This window comes from Pseudomonas sp. Q1, assembly GCF_009935975.1.
Taxonomy (GTDB): domain Bacteria; phylum Pseudomonadota; class Gammaproteobacteria; order Pseudomonadales; family Pseudomonadaceae; genus Aquipseudomonas; species Aquipseudomonas palleroniana.
The window spans coordinates 215,713-233,182 of record NZ_QODI01000011.1; the positions used below are offsets into that span (position 1 = coordinate 215,713).

16 protein-coding genes are annotated in these 17,470 nt (G+C 61.3%); 10 read left to right on the forward strand and 6 right to left on the reverse strand.

All coding sequences use genetic code 11. From position 1 onward, the window contains the following. Positions 1 to 31: 31 nt before the first annotated feature. The 3 genes from DK870_RS19055 (at position 32) to DK870_RS19065 (ending at position 3,415) form a co-directional block, all read left to right on the forward strand. Positions 32 to 640 (forward strand): biliverdin-producing heme oxygenase, encoded by a 609-nt coding sequence (locus DK870_RS19055; protein WP_060754237.1) that lies wholly within the window; start codon positions 32 to 34, stop codon positions 638 to 640. A gap of 95 nt (positions 641 to 735) precedes the next feature. Beyond that, entirely contained in the window at positions 736 to 1,137 is a 402-nt protein-coding gene (locus DK870_RS19060; protein ID WP_060754238.1) for a YbaN family protein, read from the forward strand. Between the two features lie 139 nt (positions 1,138 to 1,276). Continuing rightward, positions 1,277 to 3,415: a methyl-accepting chemotaxis protein gene (locus DK870_RS19065; RefSeq protein ID WP_161549395.1), complete on the forward strand. Its 2,139-nt coding sequence runs from the start codon at positions 1,277 to 1,279 to the stop codon at positions 3,413 to 3,415. A 111-nt stretch (positions 3,416 to 3,526) separates the two neighbouring features. Here DK870_RS19065 and DK870_RS19070 read toward each other — a convergent pair whose 3' ends face one another. Then, positions 3,527 to 4,090 (reverse strand): NAD(P)H nitroreductase, encoded by a 564-nt coding sequence (locus DK870_RS19070; RefSeq protein ID WP_090368808.1) that lies wholly within the window; start codon positions 4,088 to 4,090, stop codon positions 3,527 to 3,529. Positions 4,091 to 4,229: 139 nt separating this feature from the next. Between DK870_RS19070 and DK870_RS19075 the strand changes: the two genes are divergently transcribed. The 3 genes from DK870_RS19075 to DK870_RS19085 are packed head-to-tail and all read left to right on the forward strand — an operon-like array spanning position 4,230 to position 7,853. Further along, on the forward strand, positions 4,230 to 5,657 hold the full coding sequence (locus DK870_RS19075; RefSeq protein ID WP_104994715.1) for a di-heme oxidoredictase family protein: 1,428 nt from the start codon (positions 4,230 to 4,232) through the stop codon (positions 5,655 to 5,657). Between the two features lie 31 nt (positions 5,658 to 5,688). Beyond that, on the forward strand, positions 5,689 to 6,753 hold the full coding sequence (locus DK870_RS19080; RefSeq protein WP_161549396.1) for an imelysin family protein: 1,065 nt from the start codon (positions 5,689 to 5,691) through the stop codon (positions 6,751 to 6,753). A gap of 2 nt (positions 6,754 to 6,755) precedes the next feature. Then, positions 6,756 to 7,853 (forward strand): DUF1513 domain-containing protein, encoded by a 1,098-nt coding sequence (locus tag DK870_RS19085; RefSeq protein WP_060754243.1) that lies wholly within the window; start codon positions 6,756 to 6,758, stop codon positions 7,851 to 7,853. A gap of 66 nt (positions 7,854 to 7,919) precedes the next feature. Here the strand turns inward: DK870_RS19085 and DK870_RS19090 are convergent, their stop codons facing one another. From DK870_RS19090 to colR, 5 genes are all read right to left on the reverse strand, one after another. Then, positions 7,920 to 8,147, reverse strand: a complete 228-nt coding sequence (locus tag DK870_RS19090) for a hypothetical protein (protein WP_060754244.1) — start codon at positions 8,145 to 8,147, stop codon at positions 7,920 to 7,922. Beyond that, positions 8,144 to 8,863, reverse strand: coding sequence for a lipopolysaccharide kinase InaA family protein (locus DK870_RS19095; RefSeq protein WP_060754245.1), 720 nt, complete (start codon positions 8,861 to 8,863; stop codon positions 8,144 to 8,146). Before DK870_RS19095 ends, DK870_RS19090 begins: the two co-directional genes overlap by 4 nt. 4 nt (positions 8,864 to 8,867) lie before the next feature. After that, entirely contained in the window at positions 8,868 to 9,548 is a 681-nt protein-coding gene (locus DK870_RS19100) for a class I SAM-dependent methyltransferase (RefSeq protein WP_060754246.1), read from the reverse strand. A 189-nt stretch (positions 9,549 to 9,737) separates the two neighbouring features. Then, on the reverse strand, positions 9,738 to 11,018 hold the full coding sequence (locus DK870_RS19105) for a HAMP domain-containing sensor histidine kinase (protein ID WP_060754247.1): 1,281 nt from the start codon (positions 11,016 to 11,018) through the stop codon (positions 9,738 to 9,740). Next, complete coding sequence (colR, locus tag DK870_RS19110; protein ID WP_060754248.1) at positions 11,008 to 11,691, reverse strand: two-component system response regulator ColR; 684 nt, start codon at positions 11,689 to 11,691, stop codon at positions 11,008 to 11,010. The genes DK870_RS19105 and colR overlap by 11 nt, the downstream gene beginning before the upstream one ends. 205 nt (positions 11,692 to 11,896) lie before the next feature. Between colR and DK870_RS19115 the strand changes: the two genes are divergently transcribed. The 4 genes from DK870_RS19115 (at position 11,897) to DK870_RS19130 (ending at position 17,439) form a co-directional block, all read left to right on the forward strand. Beyond that, positions 11,897 to 13,846: an LTA synthase family protein gene (locus tag DK870_RS19115; RefSeq protein WP_161549397.1), complete on the forward strand. Its 1,950-nt coding sequence runs from the start codon at positions 11,897 to 11,899 to the stop codon at positions 13,844 to 13,846. An 89-nt stretch (positions 13,847 to 13,935) separates the two neighbouring features. After that, on the forward strand, positions 13,936 to 14,634 hold the full coding sequence (locus tag DK870_RS19120) for a response regulator transcription factor (RefSeq protein WP_060754249.1): 699 nt from the start codon (positions 13,936 to 13,938) through the stop codon (positions 14,632 to 14,634). After that, positions 14,624 to 15,925: a sensor histidine kinase KdpD gene (locus DK870_RS19125; RefSeq protein ID WP_161549398.1), complete on the forward strand. Its 1,302-nt coding sequence runs from the start codon at positions 14,624 to 14,626 to the stop codon at positions 15,923 to 15,925. The genes DK870_RS19120 and DK870_RS19125 overlap by 11 nt, the downstream gene beginning before the upstream one ends. An 86-nt stretch (positions 15,926 to 16,011) precedes the next feature. Further along, the gene (locus tag DK870_RS19130; RefSeq protein WP_161549399.1) at positions 16,012 to 17,439 is read left to right on the forward strand and encodes a glycosyl hydrolase family 8; all 1,428 of its coding nucleotides are present in this window, start codon (positions 16,012 to 16,014) and stop codon (positions 17,437 to 17,439) included. Positions 17,440 to 17,470: the final 31 nt, after the last annotated feature.

The following is a 17,470-nucleotide window of genomic DNA, read 5'->3' on the forward strand; positions in this document are numbered from 1 at the left end:
CAAGGCGCTCCCCCCCTCAAGGACTTTTTCGATGACCGCTTCCCCTACCGCAGAACGCCCAAGCCTGCGCTCCCAGCGCCTGAACCAGATCACCCACGCCCCACATGCCCAGCTCGACGCGCTGGTCAAAGCCCACGCGCCATTCGAAACCCAGGCCAACTTCGCCCGTTTCGTAGTGGCGCAATACCTGTTCCAGTCGGAATTGGTGGCCCTGTACAACGACCCGCAACTGATCGAGATCTTCCCGGACCTGGCCGAGCGCTGCCGTGCCGAAGCCGCCAGGCTGGACTTGGGCGACCTGGACACCGACGTGCCGGCACCGGTCGCAGGCGCAGTGAAGAACCCCAGCAAAGCCCAAGCCCTGGGCTGGCTGTTCGTGTCGGAAGGCTCCAAGCTGGGAGCCGCGTTCCTGATCAAGCGCGCCGTGGGCCTGGGCCTGAGTGAAACCTTCGGTGCCCGTCACCTGGGTGAACCGGCCGGTGGCCGCGCCGAAGGCTGGAAGCGTTTTACCCGCACCCTCGACGGCCTGGAATTGAACGCCGAAGAAGAGGCTGCGGCAGAAAAAGGTGCAATCGATGCATTCGTGCGCTTCACCGTGCTGCTGGAACAGGCGTACGCTAGCGCCCCCGAACTGGCCTGACGCCTGAATTGAAATGCCATCAACCTGTGGGAGGGGCTTGCTCCCTCCCACAGCTAGATCTCATTGCTCCCTGATTTTCTGTGACCATCCCATCCATGACCGGTAAAACCCAATCCCCCTCGAAAATCGCCCGGATCCTGTTCGGCCTGCTGGCCTACGTCAGCCTGGGCATCGGGTTGGTGGCGATTGTCATACCGGGTTTGCCCACCACCGAATTCATCCTGCTCGCCGCCTGGGCCGCCACCAAAAGCTCGCCACGCCTCAGCGCCTGGCTGGAAAACCACCGGCTGTTCGGGCCGATCCTGTTCAACTGGCGCAATGGCAAGATCATCGCGCGTCGCGCCAAAGTCAGCGCCACGGTGAGCATGCTGTTGTGCGCGGGCCTGATGCTGGTGATGCTCGATCACGGCTGGCCGATCTACCTGGCGATTGCCGGAATGAGCCTGGGCAACTTATGGATCTGGTCGCGTCCGGAACGCCTCGCAACCCCCGTCTAACGCTGCGTGTAGGGTTTCTCCTACCACTCATCGCCTCCGCCTCATGAATCATCCGACTGCGCCGATGCTCCGGATATAGCGCCGAATGGACTTGGCTTGCCTTGCTTGCATTCCAACACATTCATTCACGAGTGAACCTATGTTCGACACCCTCTCCATTCGCTTGAAAATCGTGCTGCTGTCCGGCCTGTGTCTGTTGGGGGTGATCGCGCTGGTCGTGAGCCTCAACCTCTATAACACCCATCAAAACGACCAATTAGTCAGCGACTCAAGCTCGCGCATGCTCACCTCCAGCGTGGAGCAGTTGCTGCAAGCCAAGGCCGGCGAACAAGCCGCGCAATTGCAGAAAACCTTCAGCGACAGCCTGGTGGCCATTACCGCACTGGCTGACCAGATCAAGGACCTGCGCAACACCGGCGCCAAGCGCGGGCTGGAGGCTGGGGCATTGCGTGAAGAACTCAATCAGAGCCTGAAGACGGCCTTTGAGCGCAACCGTGGCGTGTTGGGTGTCTGGCTCTCGTTCGAACCCAATGCCCTGGATGGCAAAGACAGCGAGTTCATCGATGACAAGGCGCGGGTGTCCAACGAAAAAGGGCGTTTCTCCAGCTATTGGAGCCGCGCCGGCGGTGAAGGCTTGAACACCATCATGGTCGAAGAGGATCTGACCAAGACCACCCTCAACCTCAGTGGCATCCCCTACAACAGCTGGTACACCTGCCCACGAGACAGCCGCAACACCTGCCTGCTTGACCCCTACGAGGACACCGTGGCCGGTAAGCCAGTGCTGATGACCACCATTTCCCTACCGCTGATCGTGGAGGGCAAAGTCATCGGCGTGATCGGCGTCGACATCGCCCTCAACGCCTTGCAAGCCAACACCGACGCCGCGCAGAAAAGCCTGTTCAACGGCGCGGCGCACCTGGAATACCTCTCCAGCACCGGTTTGATCGCAGCCTACAGCGGTGAACCCGCCAAGGTCGGCAAGAACCTGATCGATACCCTGGGTGCAGAAGGCAAAGAGATCGTGCAACTGCTGGCCACCGGCAGCCCGATGATCCGCGAACAGGACGACACGATTCGCGCCGTCTATCCGTTCAAACCGATTGCCGACGCCAAGAACTGGGGCGTACTCATCAAACTGCCCAAGAGCGTGATGCTCGCCGATAACATCAAGCTGCAAGCGGTACTCGACGAAGCCCAGGCCAGCAGCCTGATCAAGACCTTACTGATCGCCGCCGCCGCCGCGCTGCTGGGCTTGCTGCTGATCTGGCTGACCGCCACCGGCGTCACTCGCCCGATCAACAACGTGGCCGCCATGCTCAAGGATATCGCCAGCGGCGAGGGTGACCTGACCCAGCGCCTGGCGTACGCCAAGAAAGATGAACTGGGCGAACTGGCGAACTGGTTCAACCGCTTCCTCGACAAGCTGCAACCGACCATCGCGCAAATCAAGCAAAGCATCGCCGAAGCCCGTGGTACGGCAGATCAGTCTTCCGAGATTGCCCGCCAGACCAGCGAAGGCATGCAAGTGCAATTCCGCGAAATCGACCAGGTGGCCACGGCGTCCAACGAAATGAGCGCCACCGCCCACGATGTAGCCAACAGTGCCTCCAGTGCCGCCAATGCCGCACGCGGGGCCGACCAGTCGGCGCGTGAAGGCATGTCGATCATCGAGCAGAGCACCCGCGACATCACCACACTCGCCGAAGAGGTCAGCAAGGCGGTGTCTGAAGTGGAAGCCCTGGCGGTGAACAGCGAGCAGATCGGTTCGGTGCTCGAAGTGATCCGCAGCATCGCCGAACAGACCAATCTGCTGGCGCTCAACGCCGCCATCGAAGCGGCGCGGGCCGGGGAAAGCGGCCGTGGTTTTGCGGTGGTGGCCGACGAAGTGCGCAACCTGGCTAAACGCACCCAAGACTCGGTAGAGGAAATCCGCCAGGTGATCGAGCGCATCCAGAGTGGCACCCGTGGCGTGGTGGCGACCATGCATTCCAGCCAGCACCAGGCCCAGAGCAACGCCGGGCAGATCCATCAAGCCGTGCAGGCACTGGGCAAGATCAGCGATGCGGTGACGGTGATCAGCGACATGAACCTGCAGATCGCCAGCGCCGCCGAAGAGCAGAGCGCGGTGGCCGAAGAGGTCAATCGCAACGTCTCGGCGATCCGCACCGTGACTGAAGCTCTCACCGGCCAGGCGACCGAATCGGCGGCCATCAGCAGCCAGCTCAATGCGCTGGCCGGTCAACAGATGAAGTTGATGGATCAGTTCAAGGTCTGACCCCATGTAGGAGGGGGCTTGCTCCCGATGGCGGTGTGTCAGTCAACTTATTGATAGCTGACACATCGCTATCGGGAGCAAGCCCCCTCCCACATTTAGATCTGTGACAACCTAAACACCGGTCCAGGCGCTGACAAACGGCGCCACATCTTCTTTCGGCGCGGTACGCGGCGGGTTTTGCGGGGTGCCCAGGTAGAGGAAGCCAATCACTTGCTCATCCGCCGTCAGCCCCAGGCCTTTGGCGACGTGGGCCGAGTAGGACAATTCGCCGGTGCGCCACACGGCGCCAATCCCTTGGGCATAGGCCGCCAACAGAATGCCATGGGCCGCACAGGCGGCTGCCAGCAACTGTTCGGACTTCGGCACCTTGAAGTGTTCCTGCAAGCGGGCAATCACCACCACGACCAACGGGGCACGCAACGGGCCGTTCTGGGCTTTGTCGATGACGGCTTGCGGAGCATCGGCATCTTGCAGGCGGGCGGCTTCGGCCAACAACGTGCCCATTTGCTCACGGGCGGCACCTTCCACGGTAAGGAAACGCCAAGGACGCAACTGGCCATGGTCCGGCGCGCGCATGGCGGCGGCGAACAGCACATCGCGCTGCTCCTGGGTCGGTGCCGGCTCAAGCAAACGCGGCACGGAAACACGGTTGAGCAAAGCGTCGAGAGCCTGCATTGGCCACCTCCAGAAATAAATGTGCGGCCATTCTAGCGGGAATGAATCGGGTTCCACCAAACGATAATTGCTCTTATTCAATCCGCCCTGCCCTGTTAGACTTTGCGGCCTCATTTTCCGCCTTGTTCCAGGAAACTCGATGTTCCGTTCGTTTTTTCGCTTGTCGGCAGCGTTGATGGCCTTGAGCCTGACCGCCTGCGATGCCCCACCCAGGTTTACCCAGGCAGAGCCGGGGGAATCGCGGGCCGGCGGCGCGACGACAGTGAACAAGCGCGACCAGAATGCGTTTTCCCTGCCCTCAGCCAACCTGGCGCCGAGCCGTCGTCTGGATTTCAGCGTCGGCAACAGTTTTTTCCGCAGCCCATGGGTGATCGCACCGTCCACCACCACCGCGCGTGATGGCCTGGGGCCTTTGTTCAACACCAACGCCTGCCAGAACTGCCATATCAAGGACGGCCGTGGGCACCCGCCGCTGCCCGACGCGCCGAATGCAGTATCGATGCTGGTGCGCCTGTCGATTCCGCCTGCGCCGATCGATGCCAAGCTTATCGAGCAACTCGGCGTGGTGCCCGAGCCTGTCTACGGCGGGCAATTGCAAGACATGGCCGTGCCGGGCGTGGTCCCCGAAGGCAAGGTGCGGGTGGACTACACGCCGGTCAACGTCAGCTTCAAGGACGGCACGGTGGTTGAGTTGCGTAAGCCCAACTTGCAAATCACCCAGCTCGGCTACGGGCCGATGCATCCAGATACACTTTTTTCAGCGCGAATCGCACCGCCGATGATCGGCTTGGGCCTGCTCGAAGCCATCAGCGACGCCGACATCCTGCGTAACACCGACGCGAAAACCGCCGACCAGGAAGCCCTCGTCGGCCGCGCCAACTGGGTGTGGGACGACGCCCAGCGCAAGACCGTCCTCGGGCGTTTCGGCTGGAAAGCCGGGCAACCCAACCTTAATCAACAAAATGTTCACGCGTTCTCTGGTGACATGGGCCTCACCACGTCCCTGAGACCCTTTGATGATTGCACGGATGCCCAGATTGCCTGCAAACAGGCCCCCAACGGCAATGGCCCCGATGGCGAGCCGGAAGTCAGCGATAACATCCTGCGCCTGGTGCTGTTTTACACGCGCAACCTTGCGGTCCCCGCACGCCGTGACGTCAATACGCCACAGGTGCTGGCCGGCAAAAACCTGTTTTACCAGGCCGGTTGCCAGGGGTGCCATAAACCGACGTTCACCACGTCCGCCTCTGCGTCCGAACCCGAACTGGCCAACCAGACGATCCGCCCCTACAGCGACCTGCTGCTGCACGACATGGGCGAAGGTCTGGCTGACCAGCGTAGCGAATTCAAGGCCGGGGGCCGCGACTGGCGCACACCCCCGTTGTGGGGCATTGGCCTGACGCAAACCGTGAGTGGCCACACCCAGTTTTTACATGACGGCCGCGCCCGCAACCTGCTCGAAGCCGTGCTGTGGCATGGCGGTGAAGCACAGGCGGCGCAACAACAGGTGTTGTCTTTCAACGCCGAGCAGCGCGCCGCGTTGCTGGCGTTCCTGAATTCTCTATAAGCTTCGCCCCAATTACAGAAGGGAGCTCTACATGTTCCGTCCCAAGTTGTTGTTCACCAGCCTGGCCGCACTCGCTCTCGGCGCCTGCTCGCCCCAGGACCCGCAAGCAGTGACCTCGGCGGCCATCGCCAAGCAAGTCATCCTGCCGACCTACAGCCGCTGGGTTGAAGCCGACCGCCAACTGGCCGTCAGCGCCCTCGCCTATTGCCAGGGCAAGGAAAGCCTGGACACCGCCCGCGCCGATTTCCTCCACGCACAAAAAGCCTGGGCCGAGTTGCAACCGCTGCTGGTCGGCCCGCTGGCCGAGGGCAATCGTTCGTGGCAGGTGCAGTTCTGGCCGGACAAGAAAAACCTGGTGGGCCGCCAGGTCGAACAACTGGTCAGCTCCCAGCCGCAGATCGACGCCGCTGCCCTGGCCAAGTCCAGCGTCGTGGTACAGGGCCTGTCGGCCTACGAATACATCCTCTACGACGCCAAGACCGACGTCGCCGATCCAGCGCAAAAGGCGCGCTACTGCCCACTGCTGGTGGCGATCGGCGAGCGCCAGAAAAGCCTCGCCGAAGAGATTCTCGCCAGCTGGAACAGCACCGACGGCATGCTCGCGCAGATGACCAAGTTTCCCAACCAGCGCTACGCCGATTCCCACGAAGCCATCGCCGACCTGCTGCGTGCCCAGGTGACCGCGCTGGACACCCTGAAAAAGAAACTCGGTACGCCGATGGGCCGCCAGGCCAAAGGTATCCCGCAACCGTTCCAGGCTGACGCATGGCGCAGCCAGTCGTCCCTGCAAAGCCTGGAAACCAGCCTTGCCGCCGCGCAAACCGTCTGGGTGGGGGTCGACAACAAGGGCCTGCGCAACCTGCTGCCGTCGGAGCAAAAGCCGCTGGCCGACAAGATCGACGCCGCCTATGCCGCCGCCCTGAAACTGTTCGCCAGCAACCAGCGCACCCTCAGCGAGTTGTTGAACGATGACGCCGGGCGCCAGCAGCTCAATGACCTCTACGACAGCCTCAACGTGGTCCATCGCCTGCACGAAGGTGAGCTGGCCAAGGCGCTGGGCATCCAGCTGGGCTTCAACGCCAACGACGGTGACTGATGATGCTCAGGCGACAGGCTTTGGCGATTGGCAGCGTGCTGCTCAGCGCGCTCACGTTGGGTGGCTGGACGCTATTCAAGCAAAAGGACAAAAGCCCACTGCTGCTCTCGGCACGCGATGATGCCGAGGGCAAGCACTACGCGGTGGGTTTCCGCCTGGATGGCAAGCAGGTGTTCGCCACCCAGGTCGGCCAACGTTGCCACGACATCATCAACCACCCGGCGCTGCCGATTGCGCTGTTTGTGGCCCGCCGCCCGGGCACCGAGAGTTATCTGATCGACCTGCGTGATGGCGCGCTGCTGCAAACCATCACCTCGAACGCCAACCGCCACTTCTATGGCCACGCGGTGATTCACCGGAGCGGCGAATGGCTGTATGCCACCGAGAACGACACCTCCGATCCCGGCCGTGGCCTGCTCGGCGTCTACCGGTTCGAAGGTGAGCGCCTGGTGCACAGCGGTGAGCTCTCCACCCACGGCATCGGCCCGCACCAGGTGTCGTGGATGCCCGACGGCGAAACCCTGGTGGTGGCCAACGGCGGTATTCGCACCGAAGCCGAAAGCCGCGTGGAAATGAACCTCAACGCCATGGAGCCGAGCCTGGTGCTGATGCACCGCGATGGCACGCTGATCAGCAAGGAAACCCTCGGCCAGCAGATGAACAGCGTGCGCCATATGGGCATCGCCAACGATGGCACTGTCCTCACCGGGCAACAATTCATGGGGCCTTCCCACGAACGCTCGGAACTGCTGGCGATCAAGCGGCCGGGGCAACCGTTCGTGGCGTTCCCGGTGGCCGATGAGCAATTGCAGGCCATGGGGCACTACACCGCCAGCGTCGCGGTGCACAGCCAATTGCGCCTGGTGGCGCTGACTGCGCCACGGGGCAATCGGTTTTTTATCTGGGATATCGACAGCGGTGAGCTGCGCCTGGACGGCCCTTTGCCCGACTGTGCCGGCGTGGGGGCAGTGCCGGATGGCTTTGTCGTCACCTCCGGCCAGGGACGCTGCCGGTTCTACGATTGCCGTCAGAACCCATTGGTCGCCACACCCTTGGAGTTACCGGCGGGGCTTTGGGATAACCACCTGCATCTGATTTGAAGGCAAAAAAAAGGGCCTCGCATCGCGAGGCCCTGTTTCGGGGGGGTGAATTTTTTAAGGTTCATCTCAACTCTGTGGCCTCATCCCTTGAGACATCCCGAACATGAACAACAGCAGATCATGATCGGGCCTTGCCTTTACGTTCGCCTTGGCGACACGCGGTAACAGGCATTGCCCGTTACCGTCCACCGTACTGAGCACTTGTGTACGAGGTTGCTCCCACGCAGCCAGGGCCAGGGCTGCAATACCCAACGCACCGACCAGAAACAAACCTCGTGCTATTTCTAGCTTCATCTGGTTAAACCCTTGATAGCGCTGCCAAACGCCGTCTCGTAAAAGTAGCTGAGTTTTTTCCAGTCGGCATCGCTCCACGACGAATGGCGACGCAGTTGCAGCATGTCGTGGGAAGCGGCCCGATAGGCGGTCAAACGCTGACGACACTTCTCGAAGTCCAGCAGCGCAACTTCCACATTGGCCGAATCACCTTCGCCCGTTACCCGCACAAAGATGTGCTTGATATACAGGCAACCATGCTGCCAACGGCCCTTGTGCATGCGCGCCAAGGTGCCGGCCAGTTCCTTGAGCAGGCGCTCATGGACAAGCTCGCCGTACTGTTCGCGGCCGCCGGCGGCATACCAGTTTTCGATCTCGTCGAAACCGTCCAGGGACGCCGTGACCAGCAGTGCTTTCCATCGGTGCTCCGGGTCGCGACGTGCTTCGCAAAACACCAGCTCCGGTACGCGTACATCGAGTAAACGCAGGCCCTTGAGGGCGTCACGCTCACGTAGCACGGTCGGGCGTCCGAACGGGTGGAGCCAACTGCGGTAGATGTGCCCGGTCTGGCGTTTGCTGTAGAGCAAGCGCCCATTGGGGCTGATGACCCGCTGCACACCACTTTCACCGCCACGCCGACGATTGGGTTCCTCGACCCATTCCCCTTTCAGGCGCCAGAAATAATCAAACCGCTCCTCGGGAGCTACATGACTACCTGCTACGCACTCAACTGCCATCCTGTCACCTCTTACGCAATACATAGACTCGCCACATGGCATAGAGCGGCATGAAGTCCAGGGATTCCTGAACACGGAAACCGGCCTGCTCAAATTCTGCCTCGACAGTAGCCGCCGGTAACACAAACCGATTTTGGTAACCTTCCTGCTCACCTCTTTCGCGACGCCGGGACTCGGCGCGCTTGCGTCTCCAGGCCTTGAAGTTGCCATCGACCCACAGCGAGAGGATCACGCTGTCGCGCGTCACACGCTGAAACTCCTGCAATATCGCCAGCCTATGCTCCGGATCACCAATGTGGTGCATCAAGCGCATGCAGAAAATGCTGTCGACCGAGTTGTCCGGCAAATCGATATCAAAGGCCGATGTCTGCAAAGTGCGTACCCGTTTCACCACATCCGCCGGTTGGGCGACTGTGGCGACCTTCAACATCGATGCCGAATTATCAGCGCCGATAATCACACGGTTGGGTTTTTCGGCCAGTAATGGCCAGAAGCGCCCGGCGCCGCAGGGCAGGTCCAGGACCAGCCCAGGCTCACCGGCCATGGCCAGCGCACCGCGCGCCAATTGCTCGTCGCGTTTGTGGGACAACCGGCGAGCCAGATTGTCCTGATGCTTGAGCAAATAATTTTGCGCGTGTTGGTCGTCGTACTTTTCGGAAAATTCGAGCTTGATCGGGGAAGGCATCTAAACATCTCCAGTTGCTGATGCCTACAACCTTAAGCAGCAAACTGTGAGCGACAGGTCAACTGGTTGTGAAAAACTTGTCCTGTCCAACCCCATACATTTCAAGACTTTACAGACACAAACGGTGGCCTGGGGCCATCTTCGCCGAAAAGCACGCTAACTGCCGCAGCATAGCGGCAGGCTGGCGAGTCAGGGTTTGACCTGGCTCAACTCGACATGAAAGCGGCAGCCGTTGGGCTCCATGGTGCTCAGGCTGACGCTCCAGCCTTGGCTCTCGCAGATGCGTTGCACCAGCGACAAACCCAATCCCAGGCCCTCACCGCGCTTCTCGCTGCCACGCACAAAAGGCTCGAACATCGCTTCACGTTTTTCTTCCGGTATACCGACGCCGGAGTCTTCGACGATAAAACCGCTCGGCTCCAGGGTGAGGCGGATAAACCCTTGCTCGGTGTAATGCAGCGCGTTGCGCAGCAAGTTACCCATCACCGCATGCAAGAACGTGGTGTTGTAGCGGGTCGCCAAGGGGTTGCCAGGAATGTAGATCAACTCAAGCCCTTTTTGCTCGATGGGCTCGCGCCAGATACCGAGCAAGTCATCGGCCACCTGTTTGAGATTGACCTGCGGCGACATGGCAGCATCATCATGTTTGGCACGGGCGAGCATCAGGAAGGTTTGCACCAGCTCGCGCATTTCCTCACTGGCGCGGGCGATGCGCTCGACCTGGGCACGGCCGCGCTGATCAATCGCCGGGTTCTCCAGTAACAGTTCGCAGGAAGTGGCCAACACCATCAAGGGTGTGCGCAATTCATGGCTCACGTCGCTGGTAAACAACTGCTCACGGGACAACGCCTGCCGCAAGCGGCCGAGCGTGGCATCGAAAGCCACCGCCAGTTCACCCACTTCATCGGCCGCATAATCCGGGGCCAACGGCGGCGCCAGGCCCAGCAACTGGTCACGATGGCGTACCTGGCGGGCCAGGCGTACCACCGGTGCCATCACCTTGCGGGCCAACACCCAACCCAGGAACACCGCCAGCGCCAGGCTGAGCACGAACCCCACCAGCACCACCGCAAACAACACGCGCTCACGCTCTTCAAAGTCGCTCTGGTCTTGCAGCAGGACATAGCGCCGACCGTCGACCACTTCGACCATGGCGTGGTACGACAGCGCTTCGCGAAACACCTCATGAAAGCCTGGGTCCAGGTGTCGCAAATCCTTGGGCAGTTCGAAATCGCCGCGCCCACCGCTGAAATAGAACAACTGGTCCGGCTCCGGCCGGTGGCTCCAGTCTTCGACGCTGTCCATCAATAGCAACCGTTGCAGGTCGCCACCCAGGCCCGCCGAGATCAGTTTCTCTTCCACCAGGTGCACCGTCGCAACAATGCCCATGGCGAAAGCCCCCGCCACCAGCGCGCTCATCAAGGCAAAGGCGATGATGATCCGCTGGGCAAGGCTTTGCTTAAACTCCATCACGCCCCTCGGCCAGGCGATAACCGACGCCGTGCACCGTCTGCAGCAATGGCTTGGCGAAAGGTTTATCGATCACCTGGCGCAACTGGTGAACGTGGCTGCGCAGGCTGTCGCTGTCCGGGCAGTCATCGCCCCACAGGGCTTCTTCGAGGACTTCGCGGCGCAACACATGCGGACTCTTCTGCATCAGCACCGCCAGCAACTTCAGGCCCACCGGGTTGAGCTTGAGCAGGCGCCCTTCGCGGGTGACTTCCAGGGTATCGAGATCGTAGTACAAGTCGCCCACCTGCAAGGCGCGACGACCACCGCCCTGGGCGCGGCGCAGCACAGCTTCAATGCGCGCAGCCAATTCGGACAAGGCGAACGGCTTGAGCAGGTAATCATCGGCACCCGACTTGAAGCCCTGCAACCGGTCATCCAACTGATCGCGGGCAGTGAGCATGATCACCGGTGTGTCACGGCGCGCGTCTTCGCGCAGGCGTTTGCACAAGGTGTAGCCATCAATGCCTGGCAGCATGATGTCGAGCACGATCAGGTCGTAATGCTCGGTGGCCGCCAGGTGCAGGCCCGACAAACCGTCCTGCGCGCAGTCAACGGTATAGCCCTTGAGCCCCAGGTAGTCTGCCAGGTTGGCCAGAATATCGCGGTTGTCTTCAACCAATAGAATTCGCATGAGCAGTGTCTCCGTACTGTCGTGCCAGCCGTGCTGGCTCGCGCAGCTTAAGGCCTGGCGTGGCTCAGGGATAGACCTGTCGGACTTATCGATTAATCTTCTCAACCAACTTTATGATCTAATGAGTTTTTCACTATAGATTCACAGGCCGCCAACAAGGCCTGGCCGAAGATCATCGCCCATTAATAGAAGGATTATGCTGGACATGGGGTTTCTCAAAACCGCGCCTATGCGCTACCTGCTGCTCGTCACCGGCGCATGGTTGGTTATTTTCCTGCTCACCCGCAGCGTCCTGCTACTGACTCACCTGAGTGAAGTCGGAGGCAACGTACTGCCGGTGTTTGGCGTGGGCTTGCTGTACGACTTGGGCTTCCTGACCTATGCAGCCTTGCCGCTGGGCCTGTATTTGCTGCTTTGCCCACCGGGGCTGTGGCGCCGTCGCGGCCATCGCTGGTTCCTGCAAGCGGTGTTGACGGTCAGCCTGTTCGCCATGTTGTTTACCTCGGTGGCCGAATGGCTGTTCTGGGACGAGTTCGGCGTGCGCTTCAACTTTATCGCCGTGGATTACCTGGTGTATTCCGACGAGGTGCTGAACAACCTGCTGGAGTCTTATCCGATCGGCAAGTTGCTCAGCCTGTTGGCGATGCTGGCGGTGGTGCTGAGCGTGGCACTGCGCAAACCCTTCAACGCCGCCTTGAATGCACCGCTGCCGCCGATGCGCGGCCGCTTGCTGAGCGCCTTGAGCCTGTTGATCGCCGCCGGCCTCAGCCTGCAACTGATCAGCCAGGATAGCCCGCGTACCCAAGGCGGCAACGCCTACAAGAACGAACTGGCGAGCAATGGCCCGTATCAGTTTTTCGCGGCATTTCGCAATAACGAGCTGGACTACACGCAGTTCTACAAGAGCATGCCAACCGAGGTGGTCGCCCAGCAGCTACGCACCGAACTCAGCGAGCCCAACGCGCGCTTTATCGGCAAAGACCCGCTGGATATCCGCCGTGCCATCGAGAACCCCGGCACCTTGCGCAAGCCCAATATCGTGCTGGTGACCATCGAAAGCTTCAGCGCCAAATACATGGGCAGCAACGGTGATGGGCGCAACCTTACGCCCAACCTCGATGCGCTGCGCAAGCAAAGCCTGTACTTCAATAACTTCTATGCCACCGGTACGCGTACCGACCGTGGCCTGGAAGCCATCACCCTGGCCATTCCGCCAACGCCAGGGCGCTCGATCGTCAAGCGCATAGGGCGCGAAAGCGGCTTTGCCAGCCTGGGTCAACAACTCAGCGCCATCGGCTACGACAGTGTGTTTGTCTATGGCGGGCGTGGTTACTTCGACAACATGAACGCGTTCTTCAGCGGCAATGGCTATCGGGTCGTGGACCAGAGCAGCGTGGCCGAATCGGATATCTCGTTTAAAAATGCCTGGGGCATGGCCGACGAAGACCTCTACCGGCAGACCCTGAAACTGGCCGACGCCGACTACGCCAAGCAGCAGCCGTTTCTGCTGCAATTGATGACCACCTCCAACCATCGCCCCTACACCTACCCGGACGGGCGTATTGATATCAAGTCCGGCAAGGGCCGAGACGGTGCGGTCAAATACACCGACTACGCCATCGGCCAGTTCCTTGAGGCCGCACGCCAGAAGCCCTGGTTCGATAACACGATCTTCGTGTTCGTCGCAGACCATACGGCCGGCAGCGCGGGCAAGGAAGACTTGCCGATCACCAACTACCAGATCCCCCTGTTCATCTACGCCCCGAAATTGATCGAGGCCCGGGAAACCGCGCAACTGGCCAGCCAGATCGACTTGGCGCCCACTTTGCTGGCCCTGCTCAACCTGAGCTACGAGTCCACCTTCTTTGGGCGCAACCTGTTGCAAGACAGCCCATTGCCGCCACGTGTGGTGGTCGGCAACTACCAGCACCTGGGGTTGTTCGACGGCAAGGACCTGGCGATCCTCAGCCCGCGCCAAGGGTTGCGTCGCCATGACCAGGCGCTGGGTGAAAGCCAGGAGTTACGCGTGGGCAGCGATGATCCGTTGATCCAGCGGGCGATCACCTACTATCAAGCTGCCAGCTACGGTTACACACAACAACTGCTCGGCTGGAAAGCCCCCAAGAACGCGGCACCGGCGCTCACCGCCGACTGATAAACCCACGAAGTGCGCGTCCCGCCCTTGCCTCCTCCCAGGCAAGGGCGTAACACTTGCGGCCTTGCTTCGGCGACGGCCCCTTTTTCATGTCCGACACCCTCCTGCTGATTGAAGACGACCGCCCACTGGCCGCGTTGACGGCCGAGTTCCTGCGCGCCGAAGGTTTTACCGTTGCGGTGGAGCACCGTGGCGATCATGCAGCCCAGCGCATTCTCGATGAACAGCCGGCGCTGTTGATCCTGGACGTGATGTTGCCGGGTATCGACGGCTTCACTCTGTGCCGACAGATCCGTGATCACTACCCCGGGCTGATCCTGATGATGACGGCATTGGATGAAAACGCCGAACAATTGACCGGCTTCGATGTGGGTGCGGACGACTATGTGGTCAAGCCCGTCGACCCGCTGCTGTTGCTGGCGCGTATCCGCTCACTGCTGCGCCGCCGTGCGCAAACGCCCCGCGCCACTTACCAATGGGGTAGTTTCCGATTGGACTTGAACAGCCATTTCGCTTGGCTCAAAGAAACCCCTTTGCAGTTTTCGGTGGCCGAGTTCGAATTGCTGGCGATTTTCGCCCGCCATTGCGGCGTGTTGCTGACCCGCGAAAAACTCCTCCAGAGCCTGCGGGGCCTGGAGTACGACGGGGTCAACCGCTCCATCGATATGCGCGTGTCGCGCCTGCGTAAAAAGCTGATGAACCTGGCTTGCCCAGTGACCATCCAGACCATCACGGCCCAAGGCTATCTCTTTGTCGAAATCCCACAGGACGGCCAAGATGCTGTCTAAAGTGCGCCCCTGGATGGCCGTCGTGGCGGGCACCGCTTGGGCGGCCTTGACGTGTTATCTGTTGTGGCTGTGCGCCAACGCTTCGGTGTTTGTCGGTGAAGACAGCTTTCTACGCTTGATGGCTGGGCCGGGCTACCTGGTGGCCGAGCAGCTCAAGGCCTTGCCGGCCGACCAACGCGAATCGCACATGGACACCTTGCGCGCACATTTCCAGTACCCGGTGGCACTGGTCGCGCTGGATGACGTCGAGCTGCCGCCGGAAGCCTTGGTGATGCTGGAACATCAACAGCCGGCGCTCAATAGCGACGAAGACATTACCTACTTCCCGCTGGACGATGACACCGTGATCCAGTTCGGCCCCATGTGGGGCACGGCTGAGGTCGATGACCTGCTGAAATTTCCGATTTACTGGATAACAGCAGGCGTCGCTGGCCTGCCGGTGTTACTGCTGCTCTGGCTCGGCTTACGCGCACACAGCCGGCGCGCCAGCGAACTGGGCAAGCTCAATGCCTGCCTCGGTACACTGGCGCACACGCCGAATGTGATGTTGCCCGCGATGGGCAAGGAATGGGCGCCGTTGCTGCAGACGCTGCAACAACATGCCCAGGCCATCAGCGCCATGGGCGAACGCCACCGCGAAGTCTCCCAAGCGGTGTCGCATGAACTGCGCACGCCCCTGGCACGCATGCGCTTTGCCCTGACCCTGCTGGGCAAAAGTGACGACCCGCCCACGCGCACCCGACTTCAGGAGCGCTTGCTCACCGACGTCGAAGAACTGGAAGCCTTGGTGCGGGCCAGCCTGGCTTTCGCACGAATGGCCGGTTCTGCATCAGACCTGCACTACGAGCCCATCCGCATTCGCGAGTGGCTGCATCAGGAATTTGCCTTGCTGGACGGACATCAGCGCCACCTGAGCCTGGAGACCGACCCACCGGAGCTGGAGCTGATCGGCGACCGTGCGCTGCTGCACCTGATCGTGCGTAACCTGCTGAGCAACGCCATCACCTATGCCCGCGACCAGGTGTGTGTCAGCGCGGCCTACCATGGCCAACACCACCTGATACTGCACGTCGACGATGACGGCCCTGGCGTCGTGGCGGAAAACCGTGAAAAAATCTTCGAGCCTTTCGTACGGCTGGCCATGGGCGGTGACGCCCCAGGCGGCTTCGGCCTTGGCCTGGCGCTGGCCAAACGGGCGACGCAGTGGCACCGCGGTGAACTCTCGGTGGCCCGCAGCCCGCGGGGTGGCGCACGCCTGAGCCTGGTCCTGCCGCTGCGCCCACCTCAGTAGCGCATAGCGTGTTACAGCCTGTGACAGCGAACAGTTCGTATCGCCCGTAACCTCGCCACCTGAATTCCAGGTTGGAGAGCCCGCCCATGCGTCCCCCGAAAAAGCACCTGCACCGGCTGATGGGGTCATTGTGCATTGCCGCCAGCTCATTGTTCGTCAGCGATGCCTGGGCTTTTGCCCAAGCGGCGCCTTACCACGCCGGCTCGATCAAGCCAAACCACCTGCCCCAGGCGGTCATGGATCAGCAACTGACCCGGTTCTACACGCAATGGAAGGCGCTTTATCTATCCGCCGAATGCGGCAACGGGCGCTATTTCATCAAGGTCAATGCCGACGGCAAGCCGGTGGGCGGCGGCACCGCCCCGCACACCATTACCGTATCCGAAGCCCACGGCTATGGCATGCTGCTCAGCGTGATGATGGCCGAGCAGGACCCGGACGCGCAGCAGATCTTTGACGGCATGGTGCGCTATTTCAAAGACCACCCAGCCAAATCCGATCCCGGGTTGATGGCCTGGAACCAGATCGAAGGCTGCGGCAACTCCACTGGCCGGTTCCGCGGCAACGCCAGCGCCACCGACGGTGACCTGGATATCGCCTACGCCCTGCTGCTGGCTGACCAGGCGTGGGGCAGCCAAGGTGCGATTGACTACCGCAGCCAAGCCAACCAAGTGCTGGCGGCGATCATGCACCATGAGGTACACCCGCGAACCCATCATCTGCTGCTCGGCGACTGGGCCGGCACCGATGGCGATTCCGAGCTTGAATACGCCACCCGCAGCTCGGATTTCATGCAGTCGCACCTCAACAGTTTTTTTGCGATGACCGGTGACAGGCGTTGGCTGGCTGTTCGTGACAAAACCTACTCGATCATCCACACCTTCACCGAGCGCTACAGCGCAGGCAGCGCGCTGCTGCCAGACTTCATCAGCCACCTCGACACCTCGATCACACCCGCCCGCGCCGACCTGCTGGAAGGCAAGCACGACGGCGATTACGCGTGGAATGCGGCCCGCTACCCGTGGCGGGTCGGCCTGGACTACCTGATGTACGGCGACGTGCGTGCGCTGGAGGCCCTGACTCCGTTCAACCACTGGGCGCGCACAATCACCGGCGATCAGCCCGCGGCGTTCAACAACGGTTACCGGGTCGATGGCAGCGTATTCGACGAAGACCAGGATGACCCGGTGTTTATTTCCGCCTTGGGGGTCAGCGCCATGATCAGCCCCGGCAACCAGCCATGGCTCAATAACATCTGGGACAACCTGCAACACCGTCCACTCAAGGCCCATGACTACTACGCCAATACCCTCAAGTTGCTGGGGATGGTGGTCATGTCCGGCCACTGGGAACGGCCCAGGCCTGCGCCCCCTGAAAGAACCGCGCACCTGCCTGTTCATCAGCCGCTCGACCAAGCTCTATCGCAACCCATGGCCCTCATGTCGAGTACCCGACTGACCTTGGCACGGGGGTTCACGTTCAAGAAACTGCTGAGGCGCCGCTCAATAGGCTGAGCGCTGGCGCTGCATAAAAAAACCCCGCCTG

Excerpts from the sequence above, each read along its gene's own strand:
- DK870_RS19070 (WP_090368808.1), bottom strand. The coding sequence starts at position 4,090 with ATGCAGGCTCTCGACGCTTTGCTCAACCGTGTTTCCGTGCCGCGTTTG.
- DK870_RS19105 (WP_060754247.1), bottom strand. The coding sequence starts at position 11,018 with ATGGAGTTTAAGCAAAGCCTTGCCCAGCGGATCATCATCGCCTTTGCC.
- DK870_RS19085 (WP_060754243.1), top strand. The coding sequence starts at position 6,756 with ATGCTCAGGCGACAGGCTTTGGCGATTGGCAGCGTGCTGCTCAGCGCG.
- DK870_RS19100 (WP_060754246.1), bottom strand. The coding sequence starts at position 9,548 with ATGCCTTCCCCGATCAAGCTCGAATTTTCCGAAAAGTACGACGACCAA.
- DK870_RS19055 (WP_060754237.1), top strand. The coding sequence starts at position 32 with ATGACCGCTTCCCCTACCGCAGAACGCCCAAGCCTGCGCTCCCAGCGC.
- DK870_RS19065 (WP_161549395.1), top strand. The coding sequence starts at position 1,277 with ATGTTCGACACCCTCTCCATTCGCTTGAAAATCGTGCTGCTGTCCGGC.
- DK870_RS19090 (WP_060754244.1), bottom strand. The coding sequence starts at position 8,147 with ATGAAGCTAGAAATAGCACGAGGTTTGTTTCTGGTCGGTGCGTTGGGT.
- DK870_RS19130 (WP_161549399.1), top strand. The coding sequence starts at position 16,012 with ATGCGTCCCCCGAAAAAGCACCTGCACCGGCTGATGGGGTCATTGTGC.
- DK870_RS19120 (WP_060754249.1), top strand. The coding sequence starts at position 13,936 with ATGTCCGACACCCTCCTGCTGATTGAAGACGACCGCCCACTGGCCGCG.
- DK870_RS19115 (WP_161549397.1), top strand. The coding sequence starts at position 11,897 with ATGGGGTTTCTCAAAACCGCGCCTATGCGCTACCTGCTGCTCGTCACC.
- DK870_RS19060 (WP_060754238.1), top strand. The coding sequence starts at position 736 with ATGACCGGTAAAACCCAATCCCCCTCGAAAATCGCCCGGATCCTGTTC.
- DK870_RS19075 (WP_104994715.1), top strand. The coding sequence starts at position 4,230 with ATGTTCCGTTCGTTTTTTCGCTTGTCGGCAGCGTTGATGGCCTTGAGC.
- DK870_RS19095 (WP_060754245.1), bottom strand. The coding sequence starts at position 8,863 with ATGGCAGTTGAGTGCGTAGCAGGTAGTCATGTAGCTCCCGAGGAGCGG.
- DK870_RS19080 (WP_161549396.1), top strand. The coding sequence starts at position 5,689 with ATGTTCCGTCCCAAGTTGTTGTTCACCAGCCTGGCCGCACTCGCTCTC.
- colR (WP_060754248.1), bottom strand. The coding sequence starts at position 11,691 with ATGCGAATTCTATTGGTTGAAGACAACCGCGATATTCTGGCCAACCTG.
- DK870_RS19125 (WP_161549398.1), top strand. The coding sequence starts at position 14,624 with ATGCTGTCTAAAGTGCGCCCCTGGATGGCCGTCGTGGCGGGCACCGCT.